The organism is Bradyrhizobium sp. (assembly GCF_019244115.1).
Lineage (GTDB): Bacteria > Pseudomonadota > Alphaproteobacteria > Rhizobiales > Xanthobacteraceae > Bradyrhizobium.
On the sequence record NZ_JAFATE010000132.1, the window covers coordinates 1 to 2,250 of the forward strand.

The 2,250-nt window shown below is 61.3% G+C and carries 2 protein-coding genes; both read left to right on the top strand.

Annotated features, from left to right (window positions below; genetic code table 11):
- Positions 1 to 1,399, top strand: a 1,399-nt coding sequence (lpdA, locus tag JOZ76_RS06190) for a dihydrolipoyl dehydrogenase (protein ID WP_291697746.1), incomplete at its 5' end; no start/stop codon positions are given.
- Between the two features lie 37 nt (positions 1,400 to 1,436).
- Positions 1,437 to 1,967: a hypothetical protein gene (locus tag JOZ76_RS06195; RefSeq protein ID WP_291697747.1), complete on the top strand. Its 531-nt coding sequence runs from the start codon at positions 1,437 to 1,439 to the stop codon at positions 1,965 to 1,967.
- The last annotated feature ends 283 nt before the right edge of the window (positions 1,968 to 2,250 follow it).

Sequence of the window (2,250 nt, forward strand, 5' to 3'; positions counted from 1 at the left end):
GGCTACCTACGATCTCGTCATCATCGGCACCGGCCCCGGCGGCTATGTCTGCGCGGTGCGCGCCGCGCAGCTCGGCATGAAGGTTGCCGTGGTGGAGAAAAACCCGACGCTCGGCGGCACCTGCCTCAATGTCGGCTGCATGCCGTCAAAGGCGCTGCTGCATGCCTCGGAAATGTTCGAGGAGGCGGGACACTCGTTCGCCAAGATGGGCGTCGCGGTGCCGCCGCCAAAACTCGATCTGCCGTCGATGATGGATTTCAAGCAACAGGGCATCGACGGCAACGTCAAAGGCGTCGACTTCCTGATGAAGAAGAACAGGATCGATGTCATCCGCGGCACCGGCAGGATCCTTGGGGCCGGCAAGGTCGAGGTGACGAGTGGCGAGGGCAAGGCGCTCGTCGAAACAAAGAACATCGTCATTGCCACCGGCTCTGATATCGCGCGGCTGAGGGGCATCGAGATCGACGAGAAGCGCATCGTGTCCTCGACCGGTGCGCTGTCGCTAGACAGGGTGCCGGGCAAGCTTCTGATCGTCGGCGCCGGCGTGATCGGGCTCGAACTCGGTTCGGTGTGGCACCGCCTCGGCGCGCAGGTCACCGTCGTCGAATTCCTCGACCGTATTTTACCGGGGATGGATGGCGAGATCGCAAAGCAGTTCCAGCGCATCCTGGAAAAGCAGGGTTTTGCCTTCAGGCTCGGCGCCAAGGTGACTGGCGTCGACACCTCTGGCCGGACGCTTGCCGCCAAGGTTGAGCCGGCCTCCGGCGGCAGTGCGGAGACGATCGACGCCGATGTCGTGCTGGTCTGCATTGGGCGCGTCCCCTACACCGACGGCCTTGGGCTCAAAGAGGCTGGTATTGCGGTTGACGATCGCGGCCGCGTCCAGATCGATGCGCATTTTTCGACCAACGTGAAGGGCGTTTTCGCGATCGGCGACGTCGTCGCGGGACCCATGCTTGCGCACAAGGCGGAAGACGAAGGCGTCGCCTGCGCGGAGATCATCGCGGGTCAGGCGGGCCACGTGAATTACGACGTGATCCCGGCCGTGGTGTACACGACGCCAGAGGTCTCCTCGGTCGGCAAGACCGAGGAGGAGCTGAAGCAGGCAGGCATCAATTATACCGTTGGCAAATTCCCGTTCACCGCAAACGGCCGCTCCAAGGTCAACCAGACTACGGATGGATTCGTGAAGATTCTCGCAGATGCGAAAACCGATCGTGTCGTTGGTGTGCATATCATCGGCCGCGAAGCCGGCGAAATGATTCACGAAGCAGCCGTATTGATGGAGTTTGGTGGCTCGGCGGAAGATCTGGCGCGCACTTGTCATGCACATCCCACCCGTTCCGAAGCCATCAAGGAAGCCGCGCTTGCAGTCGGCAAACGTGCCATCCATATGTGATCGAAGCCCGGCTGGATCCGGGCTAAGATAGGCATCGATGCTGCGCCGCCTGCTACAGCCGTTCTGGATCCTGCTTGCGATCGTCTTTTTGATCGAAGCCTGGCTGTGGGACCACCTTGAGCCCATCGTGGCGCGGCTCGTTGCTGCGATCCCGCTGCACGCGTTCAAGCAATGGCTCGCCGAGCGCGTCGATCAGCTTTCACCCGCGATGACGTTGATCGTGTTCATTGTCCCGGTGATCCCGCTGTTTCCGCTCAAGATCGCGGGCCTGTGGCTGCTTGCTCACGAACATTGGATGAGCGCCGTCTTCACCATCCTGTTCGCGAAGTTTCTTGGCGTCGGTGTCACCGCATTCATCTTCGATGTGACCCGGCCAAAGCTGTTGGAGATGGCCTGGTTCGAACGACTCTACGACGTCGTGATGATGTTGCGTCAAAAAGCTAAGGCGCTGGTGGAGCCGGTCAAGGTCCGGATCCTCGACCTCATGCGCGCCGATGGAGAGGGCTGGTCGTCGCGGACGCTGCGGCTGATCCAGCGCTTTCGACGCAGCGTGCACGAGGCGCGCTGACGCTCGCATGTTGTGTCGCATGAGGCACGGAACCTGCCAAAACACTGCTGTCATCGACCGGCTTGACCGGGCGATCCAGTACGCTGAGGCTTCTCGATGATCTCCGCCGTCTCTGGAATACTGGATGCCCCGCTTTCTGTATAGCCCGGGGACATCACCGACGGTTTTTTCCGGTGTTCGGGGACATGGCCGACACGTCATAATGCTTGGATTTGGTGGTTGGGGGGCCAGTCCATGGCATGGCGCGAGGTGTCGGTAATGGATCAGCGGCGGGAGTTTGTGC

Excerpts from the sequence above, each read along its gene's own strand:
- JOZ76_RS06195 (WP_291697747.1), top strand. The coding sequence starts at position 1,437 with ATGCTGCGCCGCCTGCTACAGCCGTTCTGGATCCTGCTTGCGATCGTC.